The organism is Giesbergeria anulus, from assembly GCF_900111115.1.
Taxonomy (GTDB): Bacteria; Pseudomonadota; Gammaproteobacteria; order Burkholderiales; family Burkholderiaceae_C; genus Simplicispira; species Simplicispira anulus.
The window spans coordinates 59,813-83,150 of sequence record NZ_FOGD01000012.1 but is presented as its reverse complement, the minus strand read 5'-3'; the positions used below and the strand labels follow the sequence as shown (position 1 = coordinate 83,150).

Here is a 23,338-nt window from a genome sequence, read left to right as displayed (position 1 = left end):
CGTTAAATCACTGATCTTCCTCGCGGGCTGCCGTTTGCGCTGGGGCTGCGGCGGCTTGCAACCAGCCATTGGCCTGCTCTACAGTAGCAACGCGGTCTTGCCCGGCCAGTGATTGCAGGCGCAATTGCGACACCAAATACAGGTAGCGTGCTTGAGCCAGATCGCGCAAGGCCACCGTTTTTTGCTGTTCGGCATTGAGCACATCAATGGTGGTGCGCACACCGGCCTCAAAGGAGCGGCGGTTCGACTGCACGGCCTGCTCTGCCGAGCGCACGGCTTGCTCCAGCGCTTGGATACGCAACACCCCTTCGGTCATGCCACGAAACTCGCGGTGTACGCGTACACCCAAATCGCGGCGGGTGGCCTCTAACATCTCTTGCGCCCGCTCTTGTGCGGCCAAGGCTTGGCGCACGGTAGAGTTGACTTGTCCGCCCGCATACAGCGGAATGGACAATTGCAAGCCAATGCTTTTGTTGTCGTAGCGGGTGTTGACGCTGGTGACGTTGTCGCTGTTCGTGCGTGACCATTGCGCCACGGCATCCAGCGTGGGCAAGTGGCCTGCGCGGGCTTTGTCCACCTCTAGCCGTGCGGCATCTACCTGAGCGCGCAAAGAGCGCAGCTCAGGGCTGTTGTTTTCAGCCTGTTCGATCCAAGCATCTACAGCCGCTGGTACTGGCGCGCTGGCCTGAAAACGGGCCACCTCCAGCCGTGCCAGTTCGCTCATGGGTTGGCCGGTCAATACTTGAATGCGGTGGCGGGTGAACTCCATGTTCTGCCGGGCCTCCAGTTCTTGCGCCACCGTCATGTCAAGGCGGGCTTGGGCCTCGTCAATGTCAGTGCGGGTGCCGGTGCCAGCGGCAAAGCCTTTGCGCGCAGCATCGAGTTGCGTACCGTAGGTGGTTTTTTGCGCCAAGATCAGCGCCAGCTGGTCTTGCGTGAGCAAGGCGTCGAAATAGGCTTCGCCCACGCGCACCACCAAACTTTGCTCATCGCGCTCTAGGGAGGCATCGGCATCGTCCACCTGGGCCTGCGCTTGGCGCACTTGGGCCTTTTGGTAGGGGCGGTACAGGGGCTGGCGCACCGACAGCGACTGGTTGCTAGAGTAGTAATGCGTCTGGCTCGTGACCGGGCCCAACAAACCACGGCCGGTAGTGGTCAGGTCGTTGTAGTTGCGGCCCATGCTCACGCCCACATTGGGCAACAATTGCGCCTTAGCTTGGGGCAGGCGCTCGCGGGTAGCCTCGGCCCCAGCGCGTGAGGCACGTATCTGCGCATCATTGGCCTGTGCTGCCTCGTAGGCTTGGCGCAAATCCATGCTCCAGCCCGCTTGCGGAAAGGCAGCAAAAATCCCTGCCGCCAAGGCACTCAGGGCCAGCAGGCGCGGCACGCCTTGGGGCCGTGCGATGGAATCAATAAAAGATGATGACATGATGGCTTATTCCTCTTTCATCGCCGCAGACAAACGCTTGGTCAGCGGGTGCAGCAGGTAGGTCAACATAGAACGCTCACCGGTCTTGAACACCACTTCGACCGGCATGCCCGGTTGCAGTTGACGCTTGCCCAACGCCTTCATGCCCTCAGGCGTCACTTGCACCCGCGCTAGGTAGTAGCTCATGTTGGTTTGCGGCTCGGTGAGCAAATCGCCCGACACCGACACCACTTGTCCATCCACCACCAATTGCGGTGAATGGGCAAAGGATGAAAAACGCACATCCACTGGCAGGCCCGCCTTAACGCGGTCAATCAGGTGCGGGGCCACGTGAGCTTCGAGCAACAGGGGTTCTTTTTCAGGCACGATGTCCATCAATTTTTGCCCCGGCTGCACCACCCCACCCACGGTTTGCACGGCCAAACTGACCACCTGACCCGCCGCTGGGGCCTTGATTTCCGTGCGGCCCAAATCGTCAGTGACAGCCTTGAACTTTTGTTCTTCGACCAGCACATCGCGGCCCACATCAGCCAATTGGGTTTCTACCTCGCGGCGGTGGTCTTGCTGGCGCGAGATGGCACGCTGGCGCAACTCGCCAATGGCGCGCTGGGCGCGCACGGTGTTGCCTTGCAAATCGGCAATCGAGGAGCCCGACTCGGCCACCATGCGTTCCAATTCGCGCTGGCGGTTGCGGGGGGCGTAGCCCTCGCTGACCAAACCGCGCAACTGGCCCAACTCTTCATTAAGCAGCGCTTGCTGGCTCTTGCGGTTAATCAAAATGCTGGAATAACCTTGCAGCAGCCCCTCTTGGCCTTGGATGCTCTCCTCGATGGATTGCAAATCAGAGCGCAACAGGTTGCGCCGGGTCTGAAACAGCTGCTCTTGGTTGAGCATTTGCTGGCGAATGAGCGGATCACTGCTGGCCTGCTCTAAGTCGGGGTGAAAGCGGATATTGGCCCGACCTGCCTGCTCGGCCTCTAGCCGCCCCTGCATGGCACGCAAGCCCAAATAACGCTGACGCACCCCTTCGAAGTTGGAGCGGGCTACAGCCCCATCCAAACGGATGAGCAACTGACCCGCCGTAACCACATCGCCTTCACGCACCAGCACGTCTTTTACGATGCCGCCGCTCAAGTGCTGCACGGCTTTGCGTTTGGTGTCGATGGCCACGATGCCCTGACCTGGAACGCCCTCATCCAAGGGAGCCAGACCCGCCCAGAGCAAAAAGCCACCAAAGCCAATGCCCAAGGCCCACAGACCCATGCGCCCAATGAGCCGGGCGTCTGCAGGTGCCGGGGCAGCCATGCCAGCCATAGCCGCCGAAACATTCGGGGCGCTGTTAGAAGAACTCAAAATTGGTTTACCCATGTCAAAACTCGACCGTGTTTGGAATCACAAAAAAAGAGGATGTTGGAGGCGCTGGTGCTCAAGCGGGCTGTACGGCTACTGCCGTGCCCGGTGGGGACGCAGCGGCGGCGCTGGTGGCACGCATAGCGGCCAGCACCTGATCGCGCGGGCCATCGGCTTGCACTTGCCCATCACGCAAAATCAGCAGGCGGTCGGCCACGGCCAAAATGCCCGGACGGTGCGTAACGAGCAACACCGTGCGCCCGGCCTCTTTGAGGCCCTGCACCGTGCGCACCAAGGCGGCTTCGCCCACATCGTCCAGATTGGCGTTGGGCTCATCGAGCACCACCAGCACCGGATCACCATAAATAGCCCGCGCCAAACCAATGCGCTGGCGCTGGCCGCCTGAGAGCAGGCCACCGGCCTCACCAATCGGGGTGTCGTAGCCTTTAGGAAAGCGCAAAATCATGTCGTGCAAACCGGCACTACGGGCGGCGGCAATCACCTTGTCAGAGTCCACCTTGCCAAAGCGGGCGATGTTTTCAGCAATAGAGCCTTCAAACAGTTCGATGTCTTGCGGCAGGTAGCCCAGATAAGGGCCTAGCTCGGTACGATCCCAGCTCTCAATGGGCAAGCCATCGAGCAGCACCTCGCCCGAAACATCAGGCCAAATGCCTACCATCGTGCGTGCCAAGGTAGATTTGCCCGAGCCCGATGGCCCCAACACCACCGTCACGGTGCCTGCGGCCACTGTCGTGCTCACGCCCTTGAGAATTGGGGTTTTGCGCCCTGGGGCACTAGCTACGACCTTGCGCAGGGTCAATGCGCCTTTAGGGGCGACCCGCGACAGGGCGGCATCGCGTTCAGGATAGTCACGCAGCAAGGTTTCGAGGCGGTCAAAGGCCGAGCGGGCGGCAATAAAGGCGCGCCAAGTGCCCACCATCATATCGATGGGGGCCAAAGCGCGGGTCATAAGCACGTTGGCGGCAATCATGGCCCCCGGAGATATCTGACCATCAATCACCAACAAAGCGCCAGCACCCAAAGACAGCGATTGCTGCGCATAGCGGATGAATTTGCTCCACGCCGTAATGCGGTGCGTGAGCGACTGTGCATGGGACTGCAAAGCCAGCGCCTTTTGGTGGCGATCGGCCCAATGCGGGTGCAGGTTGTGTACCATGCCCATCGATTCGAGCACCTCAGCATTGCGCAGCTTGCTTTGCAAATACGCACTACTCTCCGAGGTGGCCTTAGCCGCCTCTTCAGACGGTTCCACCATGCGGCGATGGCCAAACCAAGCCAGTGCCATCTGCACCAGCGCAAAACCGATCGACAGCCAACCCAACATCGGATGCAGGAAGAACAGGACGGCAATGTAGATCGGTGCCCAAGGCGCATCAAAGAAGGCAAAAATGCCATTGCCAGTAATAAACTGGCGAATCTGGATCAGATCATTGAAGGCGCGCGCCGGGCCACTGCTGGACTGGCCCAAATACGACTCAAAGCTGGCATTAAACACTCTGGTGCCCAGTGCGGTGTCCAATTGCACACCGGTACGCACCAACAAGCGCGAGCGCATCCACTCGGCAAAGGCCATGATGCCAAACAAAAACAGCGTGATGAGGGACATGGCCAGCAGCGTGAGTTCGCTCTGACTGACCATCACCCGGTCATACACTTGCAGCATGTACAGCGTGGGCGAGAGCATGAGCACATTGGCCACCATGCTAAAAATGCCCACGGTGATGAACTCGCGGCGAAAACTCCACAGCACCTGCGTCAGTTCGCTGCGCTGGAAAAAAGAAGGCTTGCTCATAAGATAGTTTCCATTGCCGTTGCTCAGGCCACCGTGGTCACAGCAGTGGCTGGGCGCTGTGGGGGCTGTGCTTGCTGCTGGGCGGCTTTTTGCAGCGCTGCCAGCACGTCGTCACGCGGGCCAAAAGCCTGCACTTGGCCATCGCGCAGCACCATCATCTTGTCGGCCACCGCCAGCACGCTGGTGCGGTGCGTCATCACGACAAAGGTGGTGCCACGGGCTTTCAGGCTGGCAATGGCACGCGCTAGTGCAGCATCGCCCTCTTCGTCCAAACTGGAGTTGGGTTCATCCAACACCACAAACACCGGATCGCCATAAATGGCCCGTGCCAAACCCACGCGTTGGCGTTGGCCGCCCGAAAGCATGGCACCGTCGCGCCCTACTGGGCTGTCATAGCCCTGTGGCAGGGCCAAAATAAATTCATGCAGGCCCACGGCACGGGCGGCGGCCTCGACTTTGGCACGGTCTACTTTGCCAAAACGGGCGATGTTTTCGGCCAAAGAGCCATCAAACAGTTCAATGCCTTGGGGCAGATAGCCGACATGGGGGCCGAGCTCGGCCTTGTCCCACGCAAAAACATCCACACCATCCAAACGCACCTTGCCCATTGCGGCAGGCCACAGCCCCACCAGCAGACGCGCCAGCGTGGTTTTGCCAGAGGCCGAAGGGCCAACTACTGCCAGCACCTCACCGGGGGCCAAGGCAAAGGCCACCCCTTTCAGGATGCTGGCATTGCCCGCACCGGGAGCACCAGCCATGAGCTGCTCGACTTGCAACAAGCCGCGCGGGGCAGGCAAAGCCATGTTGTCACGTTGTGGCGGCACGGCTGCCAGCAACTGGTCTAGCCGCTCCCAAGCTGCGCGCACATTGACCACGCCTTGCCACTGCGTCACGATTTGCACCAGCGGTGCCAGCACGCGCCCACCCAGCACGGAACCAATAATCATCATGGCACTGCCACCATTGAGGCCGTTGTGTAGCAACAGCCAGCAGCCCAAACCGAGCATCATGGAGCTGAGGATGTTTTGCAGCAGTTTGGACATGGCTTGGTAGCCACCCGCGCTTTCAGACGCTTTGGCCTGCAAGTTCAGGAACTCGCGCTGCTTGTTCATCCAACGGGCATGGATGTCGCGCAACATCCCCATCGACTCAATCACCTGCGCATTGCGCAAAGAGCCATCAGCATATTGCTGCGCAGCCACCGCGCTGCGGTTGGCAGCCATCAAGGGGGGCTTGGTGCTGCGCTCATTGAGCCAGCCCACCAAAGTCAAGATGATGGAGAACGCCACCGACGTCCAACCCAGCACAGGACTAATCAGGAACAGTAGCACCAGAAAAACGATAGACACCGGCGCTTCCATCATCGCCAGCAGGGCTGGGGAGTAAAGAAACTCGCGCAGTTGCTTGAAATCGTTGAAGGGTTGCTGCGTGCCACCGGGCAAGCGCTTGAGATTGGCCTCAAACACGGCGCGAAAGATACGCCCAGACAAGCGCTGGTCTAGCTCGACGCTGGCAGCACGCAGCATCTCAGCGCGCGCCCACTCTAGCACCTCCATCATCACATAGACGCCCAGAATCAATAGCGTGAGCATCCATAGTGTCATATGGCTGCGGCTGTTGACGACGCGGTCATAGACTTCAAGCATATAGCCCGATGGGGCCAGCACCAGCAGGCTCGACAGCAGGCTAAACCAGCCAGCGCGGACAAAGTAGGGGCGCAAATCGGCCAAGGCCGCGCGCAATTCAGACGGGGGTTTATTGGGGTTCATACCGCTTCTTCAACCATCACATATTCAGGAATTTCTGCATCCACGGCAGCAGGGGCTGCACTGGAGGCGACAGGTTCTTCAGGATCGACCAGCACAAAAGACAACTCATAAATACCATCGGCACGGCGCGCCAACACGATCTCGCGCAACTTGCTGGCATGAAAGGCGGTTTCGTCTTCTGGGCGCAGCACCAACTGAAAACGCATCCGACCATCCAAGGTAAACATCGACAACTGCCCAGCCTTGAGGCTCAAGGTATGGCGGTCAAAGTACACCGGGCAGGTATCGGCAAAGCGCAGCAGCGGCAAGGGCTTATCGCCCAAGCGGGCCAGATGGAATGGGCTGTTGGGGTGCTGAAACACCAACCGACAACTGCGCGAGACCGAATAGATCGCATTGCACACCATCTGCGAGCCCATTTCTGGGAAGCGCTCACGCAATTGCCGATAAGCCAAGTGGTGCAGGGCGACCCGGTTCCAGATGCGCGTTTGCTGCACCAACGGTGCCAGCGCATTGCACACCTGTGCAAAGCCTTGCTGCAAGGCTTGCAGGCGCTGCACCTGTTCGGGGGCGGCGTTGAGCGGAATGCGCAAAGTAGAGTTCATATAGGAAGCGGAGTATACCGGCTTCTTATATGAATTTCATATAGGAGTTTTGTAAAGCTGTGGATACAGCGGACGGTTGTACCCAGAAACTGTGGATAACTCTGTGGGAAACTGCCCAGAGCACCCCGCAAACCCGCGCCAATACTGGCTTGCTACACTTTGCCTAAAAAAAAGGCAGTCGCCTGTCACTGCCGTTTTTTTATAGGGAAGCTATAATCTCGACCCCCCAGCCTTACCACACTGGCGGGGCCTTGGCGGGTTTTTAAGCTACTGGGGTCGCATTAAAGTGGCCACTGAGCAGTTCCGGCAGGCGCTCAATGCCCATACGAAAACCACAGGCTTGGGCATGGCCGCCGCCGCCCATGCTTTCGGCCAAAGGGATGCAGTCAAAGGCACTGCGCGAGCGCAGGCCCGCCTTGACACCCTTGGCACCGGCACTCCACATCAGGGCAAAGGTGCCCGACTGCTTGGCCAAAATATCACCCACCAAGCTGTGGAACATGCCGGGGGCATTGACCATTAGCCCACTGATGCCGTTAAACACCAGCGGCTGGGCGTTTTCGGCCAAATCGGCGCACAGCTTGCGATATTTTTCATCCATTGCTGCGCCACGGGCGATAAATGCAGCTTTTTCTTGTGGCCCCCAAGACAGCAGTTTTTCCCAGTGGGCAAACTCTTGCGGCTCCATGTCCAGCGCCGACAAAAAGGCCGAACTTTCTGGAAACTCCCATTTCCAGATGTCGCGGTCTTCGATGTAGCGCAGCAAATCGGGCATCGGCTTGTCGGGGTGAAAAAACTCCCAAGCCAAGTGGGCACCCGATTTTTGCATGTCAAAGTGAACCACTCCGCAGCGGCAGGCAAAGCCGGTGAGCTTTTCGGCAGCGCTTTTATGGTGGTCGAGCATCACCAACTTGGCAGCTTGCTCCTCAATGCTGCGCATGATGTCCACGCTAAAAGAGAAGTCGAGGATATAGACGGCCCGGCCTGCCACGGGGGGTAGATCGGCCAGGCTTTGCACGTCGCCGTGGTCTAAGCCCACCAGCTCGGCGCGCTCGCCGTAATAGAGCCAAGCGGCCAATGCCGCACCAAAGCCATCGGGGCAGTGGCGGCCATGGTAGAGGATCAAGGGGCGGGGGTCATCCAGAGCGGGGGCCACCAGCAGTTGCAGAGGAAGAATGGTTCTCATGGTGCGCCATTGTCGCTCCCTGCGCCACCGCAGGCACAGCAATTTTGAGCAGGCTGCCGCAGTGCTGGCAATACTGCGCATGCAGGCTGTGATCGCGGCTGCCACAGCCGGGGCAGGGCTGCTGCAAGGTGGGCTGCTCGTGTACGCGCCGCTGCCAGCTCATCTCTGCGGTAACAATGCCGGTGGGCACGGCCAGCGTGCCCCAACCCAGCAGCATCATCAGCGAGGCAATCAAACGCCCCAAGTCAGTTTTGGGGGTGATGTCTCCAAACCCCACCGTGGTCATGGTAGTGATGGCCCAATACACGGCGGTAGGGATATTGGTAAACCCGTTTTCAGGGCCTTCCACCACATACATCAGCGTGCCCATAACCAGCACAATCATCAGCACCACGGACAAAAACACCATGATCTTGCGCCAACTGGCCGCCAGCGCCCCGCCCAAGGCTTGGTATTCCGTGACAAAAGCGGTGAGCTTGAAAATACGAAACACGCGCAGCAGGCGCAGCACACGTACATCAATCAGCACATGCAGCCCCGGCACAAACAGGGCCAGATAGGTAGGCAACACCGATAGCAGATCAATGAGGCCAAAAAAACTGCGGGCATAGCGCCACGGGCGACGCACACAGAGCAGGCGGGCCAGATACTCCAGCGTAAAAATGATGGTAAACACCAGCTCGGCCACTGCCAACCACCGGTGCAGCCAGTCGGGCAGGGTCTCCACGCTTTCGATCATCACCACCAACACGCTGGTGACAATCAGAACGATCAGGAGCTTGTCAAACCACAACCCGGCGGGTGTGTCAGAGCGAAACACCACTGTGTACAGACGCAAGCGCCAGCCCGCTGCGGGCGCACCAAAATGGTCAGGATGGGATTCGGGGGCTGGCAGCGCAGCGCCAGCCCCAGCAGAAGGTAAAGGAGCAACAGACATAGCCACCGAAGATACCGCGTCCTTACCCAACGCAGAGCGCACTTTGCGCATACCATCGCTGCCTCTGGTTCCATTCCGAGACCATCACGGAGAAACACATGGCTAAAGGTCAGACACACAACAACAAAATGGCAAAAAAGCCTAAAAAAGATACTTCGCTGCCCAAGGCACCTTCGGGCTCTGACCGGCCTATGCCGCCAGTGACCACGGTGGTGCCACGCGGCAAGCTCAAGGACAAATAAGCTCTTAGGCTTGCGCGTACATCAAACCGCTTCAGGGGCCTTGCGCCCCTTTTTTTTGCTAGCGCGGGCCTGCTTTTTGGCCTCGCGCTCGGCATCTTGCACAGCAGCAGCAGCGCGCCAATCCTCAAACTCTGATGGCGTCTCTAGCGTGATACGGCCCAACACAGCGGTGCGAAAATCGGTGAGCACGATTTCTGCCGCCTTTTGCACATTGACGCGCCCGCCCGCCATCATGGCACCACGCTTGCGGCCAATGGCTTCGAGCAACTCATCATCGCGCAAAGCAGCCACGGCTCCGGCAGGCAGGGCCAGTTTGTAGCGGGCCTCCAACTGTGGCGCATAGCGTGCCTGCAAGCGCCGCAGCAATTCCAGCACCACCAGCTCTTCGTCATAGGCATTGCGCCCTACGGCACCGCTGGCGGCCAAGTTGTAGCCCGTTTCGGGCACGCTGATGCGCGGCCAGAGCATACCGGGGGTGTCCCAGAGGTAAAAATCATCGGCCAGCGTGATGCGCTGCTCTAATTTGGTGATACCGGCCTCATCACCCGTTTTGGCTTGGCGCTTGTTACTCAGGGTGTTAATGAGGGTGGATTTACCCACATTGGGCACGCCGCAGATAAGTACGCGCATGGGTTTAGCCATGCCGCCCCGGTTTGGGGCCAGACGGTGGCAACCGTCAATCAACTTGCGCGCTGGGGCTGGATCGGAGGCATCCAGCGGCACAGCGGCGGTATCGTTTTGGGCGTTGTACCAATCTAACCATAGCGCCATGCGTTCGGGGTCGGCCACGTCTTGCTTATTGAGCACCTTGAGCGTGGGCTTGTGGCCGGTCAGTTCCGCCAGCAGCGGGTTGGCACTGGAGCCTGGCAAGCGGGCATCAAGCACCTCAATCACCACATCGATATCTTTAATGCGTTCAGCGATGGCCTTGCGCGTCAAGTGCATGTGACCGGGAAACCATTGGATAGACATAAACGGCGTTCTTTCTAGGAAATTTTTTTGGTGCAATACAAGGGGTGATTGTCTGAGCTAGCGCCTTCAAGGTGCCGCCGACCACAAACCGGCGGCCAGCGCCAGCCCATGCACCACGGCAGCGGCAATGCCCAGCACCAACGCTGGGCGCAGGCGTTGCGGCTGTGCGCCATAGCGCAGTAGTTGGGTCGCCCCCGCCAACGCCAGCGGTGCCGCCAACAAAGCCCATGCCGCTGCCATAGGCAGGGCCTGCACCCACACCAGGCCCAGCACCCAGCCATGCGCCAACAACACCAAGCACAGGTACAGCCAAGCAGCACCGCGCCAGCCTAAGCGCACAGCCAAAGTGCGTTTGCCCACCTGCGCATCGGCCACAGCATCTGGAAAGGCATTGCCCACCAAAATATTGGCAATCATCAGCCCATAACTGAACGCCACCAGCAGCGGCAGCAGGGCAAAATGGCCGCGCTGCACATAGTCAGTGCCCAGCACGATCAACGCCCACGCCAGCGCCACCGACAGCTCGCCCAAGCCACGGCACATCAGCGCCAGCGGTGGTGCCGAATAAGCCCAACCTAAAAAAATACCCGCTAGGCCAATACCCACCAGCCCAGCGCCACTGTGCCAAGCCAGCCACAGCCCCCCCGGCACCAGCAGCGCCAGCAGCCACAGCGCCAAACGCCGCAGGTCTTGCACCTGCACCACGCCTGCCTGCACCAAACGCGAGCCACCGGTGAACGGAAACAAACCTTGCGTATTGGCAGCATCGGCGCCATTGCGGGCATCTTCATGGTCATTGAGCACATTGGCGCCGGCATGGGCCAGCAAAGCCAGCACCAGCGTGGCTACGGCCTTGCCCACAGACAACGCTACCCCCGCCTGTGCGGCACAGGCCAAGCCTAGGCCACACCCCACCGCAGTAATCACCAAAAAACCGGGGCGCACCATGCGCAGGCACAGCACCGCGCCACGCCCATAGCGGCGCACGACAAGAGACAGTGGTCGATGAGATAAATTCATGCCGGCAATTGTCCTGCACCGTATCGTATCTACGGCCCGCGCTGTACCATGTTCTGGATAATCTCATGGCATACAGCACACCTTTTTGCTATCGCCGCCAGACATACCTATTGCCCTTGGTAAACACCCCTACCCATGACCTACCCCGACGCACCGGACTCTAGCGCTCTTTTGCGCACCGCGACACGCTGGGAACGACTGGTTCAAAGTTTGCTGGTGCCCTCGCTCATGGCCCTCATCTGCTGGCTGGCGGCAGAGGTCAATTACCTGCTGTTTCATGCGCTGGCCGAGCTATTCTCCATCGTCATTAGTGCCGTAGCGATGGTAGTGGCCACCACCTCGCTGCGCTTTACGCGCAACCATTTTGCCGTTTATGTGGCCGTCGCCATCGGCTGGTGCGGCACTGTTGACTTGGCCCATCTAGTGGCATTCAAAGGGATGCAACTGCTGCCCACCACCAGCGCCAACCCAGCCACCCAGCTCTGGCTGGCTGCGCGCGGCCTGCAAGCGCTGGCACTGCTCAGTGCGCCACTACTGCTGATGCGCCGCGTGCATGTCGTCTGGCTGCATCTGGGTTTTGGTGGCGCCGCTTTGTTGTCAATACTGGCGGTAGCCACGGGGCATTTTCCGCACGCCTACACAGACGGCCAAGGGCTGACACCGTTCAAGATTTATACCGAGTACGCCATCATCACAGCAATGGCCGTGGCGATGGGGCTGTTTTGGCACGTCCGCGCCCGCATGTCACAGCCATTGCTCATCAACCTACTGTTAGCCGTGGCCCTGATGATGGCAGCAGAATTTGCTTTTACCCGCTATGTCAGCGTGTATGCGCCCAGCAATCTGATCGGCCATGTGCTCAAGATTTTTGCCTATTGGCATGTTTATTTGGCCTTGGTACACAGTACCTTGCGCGAGCCCTTCAGTATGCTAGCGCGCACCGCCAGTACCTACGATGCCGTGCCCGACCCTACCCTGGTCATTGACCGCCACGGCCTCATCCTCCAAGCCAACCACGCCGCTGCCACGCATTGCCAACAAGCCGCAGAAGCACTGATCGACCAGTCCAGCCACCGCCTGTTCCATGATGCTAGCGTGGCTACGCAAGACTGCCCGGTCTGCCAGCACCTTGGGGGCAAACAAAGTGCCTTTGGCGTACAGCTCCATCGCCAGCAAGGCCAGCGCATCCTAGAGTGCAGCCTAACGCCCTTAGAGATTCCCGGCCATGGCTGGGGTTATGTGCAGGTGGTACGCGACATCACCGAGCACCAGCGCATGCTCATGGAGCGTGAGACTTTGGTGTTTAACTTGGGCGAGCGCGTCAAAGAGCTGCGCTGCCTGCACGCCATTGCCCAACTGGTCGAGACTCCCGGCCTGCAACTGCCCCAGCTCCTCGAAGGCGTTACCCGGCTGCTGCCAGCGGCTTTTTTGCAGCCCACACAGGTACAGGTAGCACTGACAAGCACTTGGGGCCAATTTGGCAGCCCCTTGCCACAGCCACTGCCCACGCAACCACAAGAGCGTATTTTGTGCATTCATGGGCAAGTCCAAGGCCAGTTACAGGTGTGGTACCCCACCCCACCCGACGGCACGCCGCCACCGAGGTTTCTGCCAGAAGAAGGCCCGCTACTAGACAGCGTAGTGCAGCAAGTGGCCGATTGCATTGAGCGCATCCAAGCTGCTGATAAGGTGCAACGCCTGTCTCACCTTTATGAAATCCTCAGTACCACCAACCGGGCCGTGGTGCATGCACAAAGCCGCGACGATCTACTAGAGCGACTGTACCAAGGGTTGATAACCCACGGCACCTTTCCGATGCTGTTTTTGGCGCTCTGCACACCGCACGAGAAACACCATCACTTACAGCTCGACCGCACCCACGGCATTGCGCCAGAGCTGATTCCTAGCCTCATCGACACCATCACCCAAGCCGACAGTGCCTTTCGCAACACACTGCCCAATTTGGTCGATGGAGAAGTGCAGGTCTATGATGTCCCTGAAGGGCAACCTCTCCCCACCGACCCTTGGCTAGACTTTTTGCGCCAGCAAGGCATTGAGCAACGCGCTTTGCTGCCACTGTTCTCTGATGGTCAGTTATTCGGGGTTTTTGGTTTGTATGCCAATAGCCAAAATACCTTTGAGGACGACGAGCGGCTGCTGCTCAATGAGATGGCCTCAGACCTGTCTTTTGCGCTGCACAACCTGAGCAATGCCCAACGCCTGCGCGCAGCACAAGAGCAAGCGAGCCTGTCGGAGCACCGTTTCAGTGAGTTGTTTGAAGCCTCACCGCTGCCCATGCAGATTTACAGTGTAAACACTGGCGAGCTGCACACCCTGAACAAAGCGTTCCAACAATGGCTAGGCTACAACCCACAAGATATTGCCACAGTGGCAGCATGGTTTGAATGCGCCTACCCAGACCCCCAAACACGGCAAGAACTGCGCTTGGGCTGGGAGCAAAGCCTGCAACAGGCCCGCACTGGCACCGTCGTCGAATCGCCAGAGTTGGCCCTGTGCTGCAAAGATGGCAGCCGCCGCATCGCCCGTGGCACGATGGCCTTGGTAGGAGAAGAGGCCATCGTCGCTTGGACAGATTTGACCGACATCCGCCGCAGCCAAAGCACCCTGCTGGAGAGCGAAACCCGCTTTCGTAACATGATCGAGCAAACCATCAGCGGCGTCTATGTGCGCCGGGGCGGCGACATCATTTACGTCAACCCCAGTTATTGCCAGATGATCGGCTGGTCAGCCCCAGAGCTGCTGCACAAAAACATCCTGTCCTTTACCACTACTGACCCAGACAACCTGCAACGCATCCACGCTGCTTGGGCGCGACTGGCCGCTGGCGAGCGCAATATCTCCTACAGCGTACCCATGCGCCACAAGAATGGACAACTCATAGATTTAGAGCTTAACGCCAACCAGCTCACTTGGGACGATGGCAAAGAGGCCACCATCGTCATGGCCCAAGATGTGACCGAGCGCAAGCGGGCCGAAGAACAAATTGCCGGTTATGTGCGCCAGTTAGAAGACTCCATGAAGGGCACGCTACAAGCGGTATCAAACATGGTGGAAATGCGCGACCCCTACACCGCAGGCCACGAGCGGCGCGTAGGCCTGATTGCTGGAGCCATTGCACGCGAGTTGGGCTGGGACGAGGGGCGCTGCGCCATGCTAGAGCTGGTAGGGCTGGTGCATGACATTGGCAAAATTGCCGTGCCTGCCGAAATTTTGACCAAACCCAGCCGCCTGAGCGAGCTAGAGATGGAGATCATCAAGTGCCACGCCCAAACCGGCTATGAGATTTTGAAGGATGTGCATTTTCCAATGCCAGTAGCCGAGATCATCCGTCAGCACCATGAGCGCATGGATGGCAGCGGCTACCCACAAGGGCTGCGCGGCAACGACATCATGCCCGAAGCACGGGTATTGTGCGTGGCCGATGTACTCGAATCGATGGCCGCCGACCGCCCGTACCGCCCCGCTTTGGGCTTAGACGTAGCGCTGGCCGAGATTGTCCGGGGCCGAGGCACGGTGTACGACGCCCAAGTAGCCGATGCCCTCGTGCGCTTGGTGCGCGAGCGCGGCTACACCCTGCCCGATTAAGCTGCCGGTTCAACCCAATTCGCTGGGGTCCATGTAACGCTGACGCCATGCCTCAAAAGGCAGGGTATCGGCGGCTTCTAGCGCTTTTTGTGCGGCCAGCGATTGGGCGGCCAAGGTCTCAAAATTTGCCTGTTGCGCTGCGCTCCAAGGCAGCGCCAGCACGGTATCGTGCGCTAACAGCGATTGCTGCAAGGCAAAGGCACTAAAACTATGGTCTGCCACTTGGGCCATGCTCTCGAGCACCCGTGCCGAGGGCGTTTGTTCCGGCGTCGTCAAGCGTGTGCGCGCCGCAGCCAGCGCAGCGCTGTAATCCTGCGTGCTCTGGGCAGCGTCCAGCGCCTCGGCCACCGGCACACATTCAGCCAAAATTTCAGCCGCCCAATCGCTCAAGCTGACCTGCTCGCCCATGCGCTCCAGCAGCAAGCCCGGCGTGCGCCCCTGTTCGGCGGTGCGGTGCTGGTTGCGCTTGAGCTGCTCAATCTCGTCTGGGGTGTCAGGCGGGCTGTCGGTAAGCAGGCAATGGAGCAAAAAGATATCCAGAAAACGCATCGTGGGCGCGGCAATGCCTACCGGCTCAAACGGATCGAGGTCCATCAGCCGCACTTCAACATATTCGACACCGCGCTCGCGCAAAGCATGCAGTGGGCGCTCGCCGGTGCGCCCGGTGCGCTTGGGCCGGATGGTGCCGTAAAACTCGTTCTCAATCTGTAGCAAGCTGGTGCCCAGTTGGTTGTAGTCACCCCCCGGATTGCGCACACCCACGGCCTCATAGGCAGGGTAGGGTTGGGTTAAGGCCTCGTGCAGGCTGTTGGCATAGCCCTCCAGCCCGTTGTAGCTCACCGCCAAAGATGCCTGCGCATCGCTTTGGTAGCCCAAGCGCCCCATGCGCAAAGAAGTGGCGTAGGGCAGGTACAAAGATTGCCCCGCATCGCCCAAGGCTTGTAGGCGGTGCTCACGCCCCTGCACAAAACACGGACACAAAGCAGGTGAGGCACCAAACAGATAGAGCAGCACAAAGGCATGGCGGCGGAAATTGCGAATCAGCGCAAAATAATCCTCGCTGCTCACCCCCGGCAAAGACCAGTTGTAATGCAGCCCCGAAATGGTTTGCATCCGGCGGCCATAGCGGTGGCCTAGCCCCATGCGGTACACACTTTTGGCCCGGCCCACGTTGGAGCTACCAAAGCGCGCCAGCGGAATGGTCTCATCGGTGGGCAGCCCGCACGGCATACTCGATACCCAGAGCGTCTCTCCCCCTTGGGCTTGCAAGGTGCGCAGCACAAACTGGTGTATTTGGGTCAGTTCGTCCAAACAATCTTGCACACCCAAGTGGGCACCCGTAATCAACTCAATTTGGGACTCGCTGTAGTCGGTAGTGATGTGTGGATGCGTCAGGGCGGCCCCCAACGCTAGCGGGTGCGGTGTTAAGGCCAACCCACCAGAGGGCAGCACGCGCAGGCCCTCTTTTTCGATACCCCGACGGATGCCGGTTAAACGTGCAGAAGATTGCTGGCGGAGGCGTTCTTGTAATGTGCTCATGTTCTCAGTATCCATCTAACGATGGGTAGAACTTAGCACGTCTGGGCCGCCCCGCTGCCGCCTTGGCTGAGATGCCTTACCAACCCCAGCCTTTCCGGGTTATCCCTGAGTTATCCCTCAATTCACTGGATAATTCTGTGGATAACTCTAGAAAACACCCCCAACTTCAATCTAACTGATTGATTTTTAAAGAACCCCTACAAAACGCCTATTTTTTAGGCAACGCCGCACCATGTCCCACCCCGCCACGCCCCCCGCTATTCCCTTTTTTCTGGCCCGCACCACCCCAGACGGCCAGCAATGCGACGCTTGGCCCGAACAGCCACTGCTGGTGTCGCTAGAGCAAGGCGGTATTGACTGGCCCAGCTCCTGCCGCAACGGTAGCTGCCGCAGCTGCATCGGCCTACTGGCGGAGGGCCAAGTGCGCTACGCCATTGACTGGCCCGGCCTGACCCCCGAAGAGCGCGCCAGCGGTTACGTTCTGCCGTGCGTGGCGCACCCGCTGTCGGATGTAGTGCTAGAAATGTCCGCCATCTAAACGGCCATCGCCACGCCTGCTATGCCACGCTATCGCACGCAGCGCTAGAATCTTCCCTTTTTGGGCTGGCCTGTGCAAACAGTGCTAGTCCACCGTGCGGCGGCGCCGCATCGCATGTTCTTTGGGGCGATCTTGGGGCCAACTTAGCCCCAGCGCCAGCACCAGGGGCTTGCGCTGCACTGCGCCCCAAGCTGCGGCCTACGAACGAAAGCCCCCCATGAACACCCCCCTAAGCCCCGTACCGATCTCGCCGGTGCAAGATATCGTGGCCGAAATGCGCGCTGGGCGCATGGTTATTTTGGTTGATGAAGAAGACCGCGAAAACGAAGGCGATTTGGTACTGGCGTCCGACCACGTCACGCCCGAAGCCATCAACTTTATGGCCCGCTTTGGCCGTGGCCTGATCTGCCTGACGCTCACCCGCGAGCGCTGCGAGTTCCTCAAGCTGCCCCCGATGGCGGCGCGCAATGGCACGGTCTACAGCACCGCCTTTACGGTGTCGATTGAAGCGGCTGAAGGCGTGACCACCGGCATCTCCGCTGCCGACCGTGCCCGCACTGTGCAAGTGGCCGTCGCCAAGAACAGCCAGCCCACTGATTTAGTGCAGCCGGGCCATATCTTCCCCTTGCAGGCAGTCGATGGCGGCGTACTGATGCGCGCAGGCCACACCGAAGCCGGATGCGACTTGTCGCTGATGGCCGGTTGCAGCCCCAGCGCCGTGATTTGCGAGATCATGAAAGACGATGGCACCATGGCCCGTCTTCCCGATTTGCAGCTGTTTGCCGCTGAACACGGCCTCAAAATTGGCACCATTGCTGATCTGATCGAATACCGCAGCCGCAACGAATCGCTGGTAGAAAAGGTAGGCACCCGCACCCTGCAAACCGCCTTTGGCGAGTTCACCGCCCATGCCTACCGCGACAAACCCAGCCAAGCCGTGCATCTGGCCTTGGTCAAGGGCCAGTGGGATGCCAATGATGTAGTGCCGGTGCGCGTACACGAGCCACTGTCGGTACTCGATGCGCTCGAAGTCAATCGCGCCATGCACTCGTGGGGCTTGGATACCAGCTTGGCCTACCTCGACCAACAAGGCAAGGGGGTAGCCGTGCTACTCAACTGCGGCGAAAGCGCTAGCCAACTGCTGTCCCAATTTGAAGGCACAGCGCGCTCGGCCCACGCCCCAGAACGCGGACGCATGGATTTGCGCACCTACGGCGTTGGCGCACAAATTCTGCGCGAATGCGGCGTCCACAAAATGAAACTCATGGGCCAGCCTCGGCGCTTGCCCAGCATGACCGGCTACGGCCTCGAAATCACCGGCTACATCCCCAAGGAATAAACCATGTTGAACGCAGATAAAGGTGCCGCACCCCGGCTGGACGGCAGCAAGCTGCACATTGGTATCGTGCAAGCACGCTTCAATGAGGGCATCACCAACGCCCTTGCAGCAGCTTGCCGCACCGAACTGCTGGCGCTGGGCGTGGCAGAAGAAAACATCACCCATGTCTTGGTGCCCGGTGCGCTAGAAGTGCCCTTGGCCTTGCAGGCCTTGGCCGACCGCGAAGAGTTTGATGCCCTGATTGCTTTGGGCTGCATCATCCGCGGCGAAACCTACCACTTTGAGTTGGTAGCCAATGAGTCCGGCGCCGGTGTGACCCGCGTGTCACAAGACTACCACCTGCCCATTGCCAATGCCATCCTAACCACCGAGAACCTAGAACAAGCCATCGCCCGCCAAACCGAAAAAGGCGCAGATGCTGCCCGCGTCGCGGTAGAGATGGCCTGTTTGCTGGAGAGTTTGGCATGAGCGAACCCACCAACACCCTACGGCCCAGCCGCACTGGCCCCGGCGCACGCAAGACCACCTCCAAGTCGGGCCGCAGCCGGGCGCGTGAATTTGTCCTGCAAGCCCTGTACCAACACTTGGTGGGCGGCAACTCCGCTGAAGCCATTGACGCCTTCACCCGCGACCTGTCGGGCTTTCACAAAGCAGATGCAGCGCACTACAGTGCTGTGCTGCACGGCTGCATCAACACCGCTGCCGATCTGGACGCCTTGATTACGCCCTTGCTTGACCGCAAGTTGGCCGAAATCTCGCCCATTGAGCACGCCGCCATGTGGATTGGCGCATTCGAGTTCCAGCACTGCGCCGATGTGCCTTGGCGCGTGGTGCTCAATGAATGTATTGAGCTAGCCAAAGAGTTTGGCGGCACCGACGGCCACAAGTACGTTAATGGCGTACTGGGGGGACTGGCTCCACAACTGCGTGCTGCCGAAGTGGCGGCAGACCAAGGCCGATGAAAATATCCTCCCGCGCCCAGCGCATTGAGCCGTTTTATGTGATGGAGGTCGCCAAGGCGGCTCACGCTTTGGCGGCAGAGGTCGCACACAGCCAACAGCCAATGGTCTTTCTCAACATTGGCGAGCCTGATTTCACTGCGCCACCACTGGTACAAGAAGCGGGCCTGCGCGCCATCCGCGATGGTCGCACGCAATACACCCCGTCCTTGGGCTTAGATGCGCTGCGCGAGCGCATCAGCGGCTGGTATGCGCAGCGCTTTGGCGTGGCCGTGCCCGCACGGCGCATTGTGGTCACGGCGGGGGCCTCAGCAGCGCTGCAACTGGCTTGCCTCGCCTTGCTCGACCCCGGTGACGAAGTGCTGATGCCCGACCCCAGCTACCCTTGTAACCGGCATTTTGTCAGTGCCGCCGAAGGCCGGGCCGTGCTCATCCCCACCACCGCTGCCGAGCGCTACCAGCTCAGTGCCGACAAGGTGCGTGCCGCTTGGAACGAGCGCACGCGCGGCGTGCTGCTGGCCTCGCCCTCTAACCCCACCGGCACCTCCATTGCCCCCGATGAGTTGCGCCGCATCCACGGCGTGGTGCAAGAGCACGGTGGCATCACTTTAATTGATGAAATCTATCTGGGCCTGAGCCACGACGATGCTTTCGGCCAAACCGCCTTAGCCATTGACGATAACATCATCAGCATCAACAGCTTTAGCAAATACTTCAACATGACCGGCTGGCGCTTGGGCTGGATGGTGGTGCCTGAAGTACTGGTGCCCGTGGTAGAGCGACTGGCGCAAAACCTGTTTATTTGTGCCAACACCGTGTCGCAACATGCGGCGCTGGCCTGCTTTGAGCCAGAAAGCCTGCAAGAGTACGAGCACCGCCGGGCGCAGTTCAAGGAGCGGCGCGATTATTTCATTCCGGCGCTGGAGTCCTTGGGCCTGCCCGTGCCTGTGGTGCCCGATGGGGCCTTCTATGCGTGGGCCGACTGCACCGATGCTGCGCACAAACTGGGCGTGCGCGGCAGTTGGGATTTTGCCTACGCCCTCATGCAGCGCGCCCACCTGGCGATCACACCGGGGCGCGACTTTGGCAACGCCGAAACACAACGTTTTGTGCGCTTTTCTACCGCCAACTCCATGGCTCAGTTGCAAGAGTCGGTGGCACGCTTGCGCGCCCTGCTAGGTTAAGGCAGCACACACCATGAGCACGGCATTTCAGCTTCCCATCCGCATCTACTGGGAAGACACCGATGCAGGCGGCATCGTGTTCCATGCCAATTACCTCAAGTTCTTTGAACGTGCGCGCACCGAATGGCTGCGTGCGCTGGGTATTGGCCAGCAGGCGCTGCGTGAACAAAGCGGTGGTATGTTTGTGCTCACCGAGGCCCAGTTGCGCTACCTGGCCCCGGCACGGCTTGATGATGAACTTATCGTGACCTCGCGACTCCAACAGGCTGGGCGCGCCTCCCTCACCTTGTTGCAAGAAGCCTTGCTACCAGCCCCCCAGCCCGATGTACCAGCCCGGCTGCTCAGTGCAGCCACGGTGCGTTTGGGTTGGGTCAATGCCAGTACGCTGCGCCCAACCAGAATTCCCGCTTCCCTTCTGGAAAAAATATCACCATGAACTCCCAAGACATGTCCATCCTCAGTCTGGTGCTCCATGCCAGTTGGGTGGTGCAGCTGGTCATGCTGCTGCTGCTGACGGTGTCGGTTGCCAGCTGGGCGGCCATCTTCCGCAAGCTGTTTGCCCTCAAGCGGGTCAAAAGCCTGAACGAAGATTTTGAGCGCGAGTTCTGGTCAGGCAGCAGCCTGAACGATCTGTATGCCAGTGCAGCGCAAAATGCCAAGCAAGCGGGGCCGATGGAGCGCATTTTTGCCAGCGGTATGCGCGAGTTTCAAAAGTTGCGTGAGCGCCGCATTGTCGATCCGGGTGTGCTGCTCGATGGTGCCCGCCGCGCCATGCGAGCGAGCTTTCAGCGCGAGATGGACGTGGTCGAATCGAGCCTATCGTTTCTAGGCTCCGTAGCCTCGGTATCGCCTTATGTGGGTCTGTTTGGCACGGTGTGGGGCATCATGCACGCCTTTACCGGCTTTGCTGGCATGGAGCAGGTAACGCTGGCCACCGTGGCACCCGGTATTGCTGAGGCGCTAGTGGCCACTGCTATTGGGCTGTTTTCGGCCATCCCGGCAGTGATCGCCTACAACCGTTTTGCCCACGATTGCGACCGGGTAGGCAATCAATTAGAAACCTTCATTGAAGAGTTTTCTAACATTTTGCAGCGCAACTTGGGTGCGCAGTCGGCTACATCGGCCTCAAGCCACTGAGGCAAGGAACGCATCATGTCTTCTATTGCATCGCGCGGTCGGGGTCGTGGCCGCCGCACCATGAACGAGATCAACATGGTGCCTTTTATTGATGTGATGCTGGTGTTGCTCATCATCTTTATGGTGACAGCGCCCATGCTCACACCCGGCATGGTCAATGTACCTACCGTGGGCAAGGCCAACAAACAGCCGGTCAAGTTTGCCACCGTGGTGGTGGGCAAAGATGGCCTGTTGCAAATCTCCACCGAGGGCAACACCCGCACGGTGACAGAAAAAGAGGCCGCCCAAGCGGCGCTGCAATGGCAACAAAACCAACCCGATGGCACAGCTGCCGTCATCATTGCCGCTGAAAAAACAGTGGCATACGAGGCCGTGGTCAAAGCCATGAGCGCACTGCAAAAGGCGGGTGTACAGCGCGTCGGGCTGTCCGTCAAACAGGGCGGCTAACCGCTGCGTTTGCGTTTTATCTGCCCGCCATGCCCAGCCACCACGACCGCGACCAATTTACCCCGCCACGCCCGCCAGGACGCTTACGCGCCATTGCCTTGGCCGTGTTGGCCCATGCAGTGCTGGTAGGGGCCCTGACCTGGGGGGTGAACTGGAAAGCCACTGAAGAAGACAGTGGATCGGTGCAAGCGGAACTCTGGGCTGCCGTGCCGCAACAGGCAGCGCCCGCGCTGGCAGAGCCGCCGCCCCCCCCCGCACCGCCACCACCACCTGCTCCACTAGAAGCGCCACCACCACCTCCCGCCCCAACGCCACCACCGTTGCCTACACCAGCACCGCCGCCCCCCCGTGCAGCCTTAGCTGATAGCCGCGACGCTGATATCGCCATTGAACGCGAGAAAAAGCGCCTAGAAAAAGAGAAAAAAGACAAAGAACGCCAGCTCCAGTTAGAGCGCGAAAAAGAGCGGGCCAAAGAACGCGAGAAGGAGCGTGAGAAAGAACGAGCTAAAGAGCGAGAAAAAGAACGCAAAGAAGCCGAGCGCCAAGAGCGCCTAGACAAAGAAAAAAAAGAGCGCACCGAAAAAGAAAAGAAAGAACGACTAGAGCAAGAGAAAAAAGAACGCCTGCAAAAAGAAAAAGCTGCCAAAGCAGAACAAGAAGAAAAAGCGCAAAAGGCCGCCAGAGACAAGGAGCGCGAAAAAGAACGCGAACAAGAGCGGCGCGAGCAGCAAGAAAAACAAAAACAGCAGGCCGAAGACAAAAAACGCCAAGCGCAAGAAGCTCAGCGCAAACAAGAAGCCATCGAGCAAGCCAACGCTAAAGCCGCCGAGGCCAGACGGCAAGAAAACCTACGCCGTATGCAGGCCCTTGCGGGTGCCAGCGGTGGCGACGATGCCAGTGGCAATGCAAAACACAGCGGCGGCCCTAACGCTGGCGGTGGCAGTGGGGCTGGCGGCCGTGGCAACGCCAGCGCAGGGGCTGGCGGGCCATCAGCCAGTTATGGTGGCAAGGTGGCAGCCAAGGTCAAACCCAATATCGTTTACCCCGACGATGTGGCGGGTAACCCCCGTGCCGTAGTAGAAGTGCGTGCCGCCCCCGACGGCACCATTGTCGGCACCAAGCTGCTGCAATCGAGCGGTGACAAAGCCTGGGACACCGCCGTGCTGCGCGCCCTGCAAAAAACCGACAGCCTGCCCCGCGATACCGATGGCCGGGTGCCACCAACGCTAGAGATTGGCTTTCGCCCCAAAGATTAAGGCCAGCATC

The 23,338-nt window shown here is 59.6% G+C and carries 20 protein-coding genes; 10 read left to right on the top strand and 10 right to left on the bottom strand.

Going from position 1 to position 23,338, the window contains the following annotated elements; genetic code table 11:
* Positions 1-7: 7 nt before the first annotated feature.
* From BMX55_RS13990 to BMX55_RS13950, 9 genes are all read right to left on the bottom strand, one after another.
* Positions 8-1,429 (bottom strand): TolC family outer membrane protein, encoded by a 1,422-nt coding sequence (locus BMX55_RS13990; RefSeq protein ID WP_091458755.1) that lies wholly within the window; start codon positions 1,427-1,429, stop codon positions 8-10.
* Positions 1,430-1,435: 6 nt separating this feature from the next.
* Positions 1,436-2,743: an HlyD family type I secretion periplasmic adaptor subunit gene (locus tag BMX55_RS13985; RefSeq protein ID WP_245751483.1), complete on the bottom strand. Its 1,308-nt coding sequence runs from the start codon at positions 2,741-2,743 to the stop codon at positions 1,436-1,438.
* Between the two features lie 112 nt (positions 2,744-2,855).
* Entirely contained in the window at positions 2,856-4,592 is a 1,737-nt protein-coding gene (locus BMX55_RS13980) for a type I secretion system permease/ATPase (RefSeq protein WP_091458752.1), read from the bottom strand.
* A 23-nt stretch (positions 4,593-4,615) separates the two neighbouring features.
* Positions 4,616-6,361 (bottom strand): type I secretion system permease/ATPase, encoded by a 1,746-nt coding sequence (locus tag BMX55_RS13975; protein ID WP_091458750.1) that lies wholly within the window; start codon positions 6,359-6,361, stop codon positions 4,616-4,618.
* On the bottom strand, positions 6,358-6,966 hold the full coding sequence (locus tag BMX55_RS13970) for a hypothetical protein (protein WP_091458749.1): 609 nt from the start codon (positions 6,964-6,966) through the stop codon (positions 6,358-6,360). Before BMX55_RS13970 ends, BMX55_RS13975 begins: the two co-directional genes overlap by 4 nt.
* Before the next feature lie 262 nt (positions 6,967-7,228).
* Positions 7,229-8,152: a DHH family phosphoesterase gene (locus BMX55_RS13965; protein WP_091458747.1), complete on the bottom strand. Its 924-nt coding sequence runs from the start codon at positions 8,150-8,152 to the stop codon at positions 7,229-7,231.
* Complete coding sequence (locus BMX55_RS13960) at positions 8,103-9,140, bottom strand: ion transporter (protein ID WP_245751479.1); 1,038 nt, start codon at positions 9,138-9,140, stop codon at positions 8,103-8,105. Before BMX55_RS13960 ends, BMX55_RS13965 begins: the two co-directional genes overlap by 50 nt.
* Before the next feature lie 212 nt (positions 9,141-9,352).
* Positions 9,353-10,303: a ribosome biogenesis GTPase YlqF gene (gene ylqF / locus BMX55_RS13955; protein ID WP_091458745.1), complete on the bottom strand. Its 951-nt coding sequence runs from the start codon at positions 10,301-10,303 to the stop codon at positions 9,353-9,355.
* A 66-nt stretch (positions 10,304-10,369) separates the two neighbouring features.
* Entirely contained in the window at positions 10,370-11,323 is a 954-nt protein-coding gene (locus BMX55_RS13950) for a prenyltransferase (protein ID WP_218144509.1), read from the bottom strand.
* 135 nt (positions 11,324-11,458) lie between these two features.
* Between BMX55_RS13950 and BMX55_RS13945 the strand changes: the two genes are divergently transcribed.
* On the top strand, positions 11,459-14,929 hold the full coding sequence (locus BMX55_RS13945) for an MASE3 domain-containing protein (RefSeq protein ID WP_091458744.1): 3,471 nt from the start codon (positions 11,459-11,461) through the stop codon (positions 14,927-14,929).
* Between the two features lie 9 nt (positions 14,930-14,938).
* Here the strand turns inward: BMX55_RS13945 and gshA are convergent, their stop codons facing one another.
* Positions 14,939-16,468, bottom strand: coding sequence for a glutamate--cysteine ligase (gshA, locus tag BMX55_RS13940; protein WP_091458781.1), 1,530 nt, complete (start codon positions 16,466-16,468; stop codon positions 14,939-14,941).
* Positions 16,469-16,700: 232 nt separating this feature from the next.
* Between gshA and BMX55_RS13935 the strand changes: the two genes are divergently transcribed.
* From BMX55_RS13935 to tolA, 9 genes are all read left to right on the top strand, one after another.
* Positions 16,701-17,006 carry a 2Fe-2S iron-sulfur cluster-binding protein gene (locus BMX55_RS13935; RefSeq protein ID WP_091458742.1) on the top strand — a complete coding sequence of 102 codons (306 nt, stop codon included), beginning with the start codon at positions 16,701-16,703 and terminating at the stop codon, positions 17,004-17,006.
* Between the two features lie 217 nt (positions 17,007-17,223).
* Positions 17,224-18,345, top strand: a complete 1,122-nt coding sequence (ribBA, locus tag BMX55_RS13930; RefSeq protein ID WP_091458740.1) for a bifunctional 3,4-dihydroxy-2-butanone-4-phosphate synthase/GTP cyclohydrolase II — start codon at positions 17,224-17,226, stop codon at positions 18,343-18,345.
* A gap of 3 nt (positions 18,346-18,348) precedes the next feature.
* A complete protein-coding gene (gene ribH / locus BMX55_RS13925) occupies positions 18,349-18,813 on the top strand; it encodes a 6,7-dimethyl-8-ribityllumazine synthase (RefSeq protein WP_091458738.1) in 465 nt (154 codons plus the stop codon).
* Positions 18,810-19,307: a transcription antitermination factor NusB gene (gene nusB / locus BMX55_RS13920; protein WP_091458736.1), complete on the top strand. Its 498-nt coding sequence runs from the start codon at positions 18,810-18,812 to the stop codon at positions 19,305-19,307. The genes ribH and nusB overlap by 4 nt, the downstream gene beginning before the upstream one ends.
* Positions 19,304-20,488 (top strand): pyridoxal phosphate-dependent aminotransferase, encoded by a 1,185-nt coding sequence (locus BMX55_RS13915; RefSeq protein WP_091458734.1) that lies wholly within the window; start codon positions 19,304-19,306, stop codon positions 20,486-20,488. Before nusB ends, BMX55_RS13915 begins: the two co-directional genes overlap by 4 nt.
* A 13-nt stretch (positions 20,489-20,501) precedes the next feature.
* Entirely contained in the window at positions 20,502-20,924 is a 423-nt protein-coding gene (ybgC, locus tag BMX55_RS13910; protein ID WP_091458732.1) for a tol-pal system-associated acyl-CoA thioesterase, read from the top strand.
* Positions 20,921-21,625 carry a protein TolQ gene (gene tolQ / locus BMX55_RS13905; RefSeq protein WP_091458731.1) on the top strand — a complete coding sequence of 235 codons (705 nt, stop codon included), beginning with the start codon at positions 20,921-20,923 and terminating at the stop codon, positions 21,623-21,625. Before ybgC ends, tolQ begins: the two co-directional genes overlap by 4 nt.
* 15 nt (positions 21,626-21,640) lie before the next feature.
* A complete protein-coding gene (locus tag BMX55_RS13900; RefSeq protein ID WP_091458729.1) occupies positions 21,641-22,072 on the top strand; it encodes a biopolymer transporter ExbD in 432 nt (143 codons plus the stop codon).
* 29 nt (positions 22,073-22,101) lie between these two features.
* A complete protein-coding gene (gene tolA / locus BMX55_RS13895; RefSeq protein ID WP_091458727.1) occupies positions 22,102-23,328 on the top strand; it encodes a cell envelope integrity protein TolA in 1,227 nt (408 codons plus the stop codon).
* The last annotated feature ends 10 nt before the right edge of the window (positions 23,329-23,338 follow it).

Bases quoted from the DNA above. Each gene is read 5' to 3' on its own strand.
- BMX55_RS13990 (WP_091458755.1), bottom strand. From the start codon at position 1,429: ATGTCATCATCTTTTATTGATTCCATCGCACGGCCCCAAGGCGTGCCG.
- BMX55_RS13985 (WP_245751483.1), bottom strand. From the start codon at position 2,743: ATGGCTGGCATGGCTGCCCCGGCACCTGCAGACGCCCGGCTCATTGGG.
- BMX55_RS13980 (WP_091458752.1), bottom strand. From the start codon at position 4,592: ATGAGCAAGCCTTCTTTTTTCCAGCGCAGCGAACTGACGCAGGTGCTG.
- BMX55_RS13975 (WP_091458750.1), bottom strand. From the start codon at position 6,361: ATGAACCCCAATAAACCCCCGTCTGAATTGCGCGCGGCCTTGGCCGAT.
- BMX55_RS13970 (WP_091458749.1), bottom strand. From the start codon at position 6,966: ATGAACTCTACTTTGCGCATTCCGCTCAACGCCGCCCCCGAACAGGTG.
- BMX55_RS13965 (WP_091458747.1), bottom strand. From the start codon at position 8,152: ATGAGAACCATTCTTCCTCTGCAACTGCTGGTGGCCCCCGCTCTGGAT.
- BMX55_RS13960 (WP_245751479.1), bottom strand. From the start codon at position 9,140: ATGCGCAAAGTGCGCTCTGCGTTGGGTAAGGACGCGGTATCTTCGGTG.
- ylqF (WP_091458745.1), bottom strand. From the start codon at position 10,303: ATGTCTATCCAATGGTTTCCCGGTCACATGCACTTGACGCGCAAGGCC.
- BMX55_RS13950 (WP_218144509.1), bottom strand. From the start codon at position 11,323: ATGAATTTATCTCATCGACCACTGTCTCTTGTCGTGCGCCGCTATGGG.
- BMX55_RS13945 (WP_091458744.1), top strand. From the start codon at position 11,459: ATGACCTACCCCGACGCACCGGACTCTAGCGCTCTTTTGCGCACCGCG.
- gshA (WP_091458781.1), bottom strand. From the start codon at position 16,468: ATGAGCACATTACAAGAACGCCTCCGCCAGCAATCTTCTGCACGTTTA.
- BMX55_RS13935 (WP_091458742.1), top strand. From the start codon at position 16,701: ATGTCCCACCCCGCCACGCCCCCCGCTATTCCCTTTTTTCTGGCCCGC.
- ribBA (WP_091458740.1), top strand. From the start codon at position 17,224: ATGAACACCCCCCTAAGCCCCGTACCGATCTCGCCGGTGCAAGATATC.
- ribH (WP_091458738.1), top strand. From the start codon at position 18,349: ATGTTGAACGCAGATAAAGGTGCCGCACCCCGGCTGGACGGCAGCAAG.
- nusB (WP_091458736.1), top strand. From the start codon at position 18,810: ATGAGCGAACCCACCAACACCCTACGGCCCAGCCGCACTGGCCCCGGC.
- BMX55_RS13915 (WP_091458734.1), top strand. From the start codon at position 19,304: ATGAAAATATCCTCCCGCGCCCAGCGCATTGAGCCGTTTTATGTGATG.
- ybgC (WP_091458732.1), top strand. From the start codon at position 20,502: ATGAGCACGGCATTTCAGCTTCCCATCCGCATCTACTGGGAAGACACC.
- tolQ (WP_091458731.1), top strand. From the start codon at position 20,921: ATGAACTCCCAAGACATGTCCATCCTCAGTCTGGTGCTCCATGCCAGT.
- BMX55_RS13900 (WP_091458729.1), top strand. From the start codon at position 21,641: ATGTCTTCTATTGCATCGCGCGGTCGGGGTCGTGGCCGCCGCACCATG.
- tolA (WP_091458727.1), top strand. From the start codon at position 22,102: ATGCCCAGCCACCACGACCGCGACCAATTTACCCCGCCACGCCCGCCA.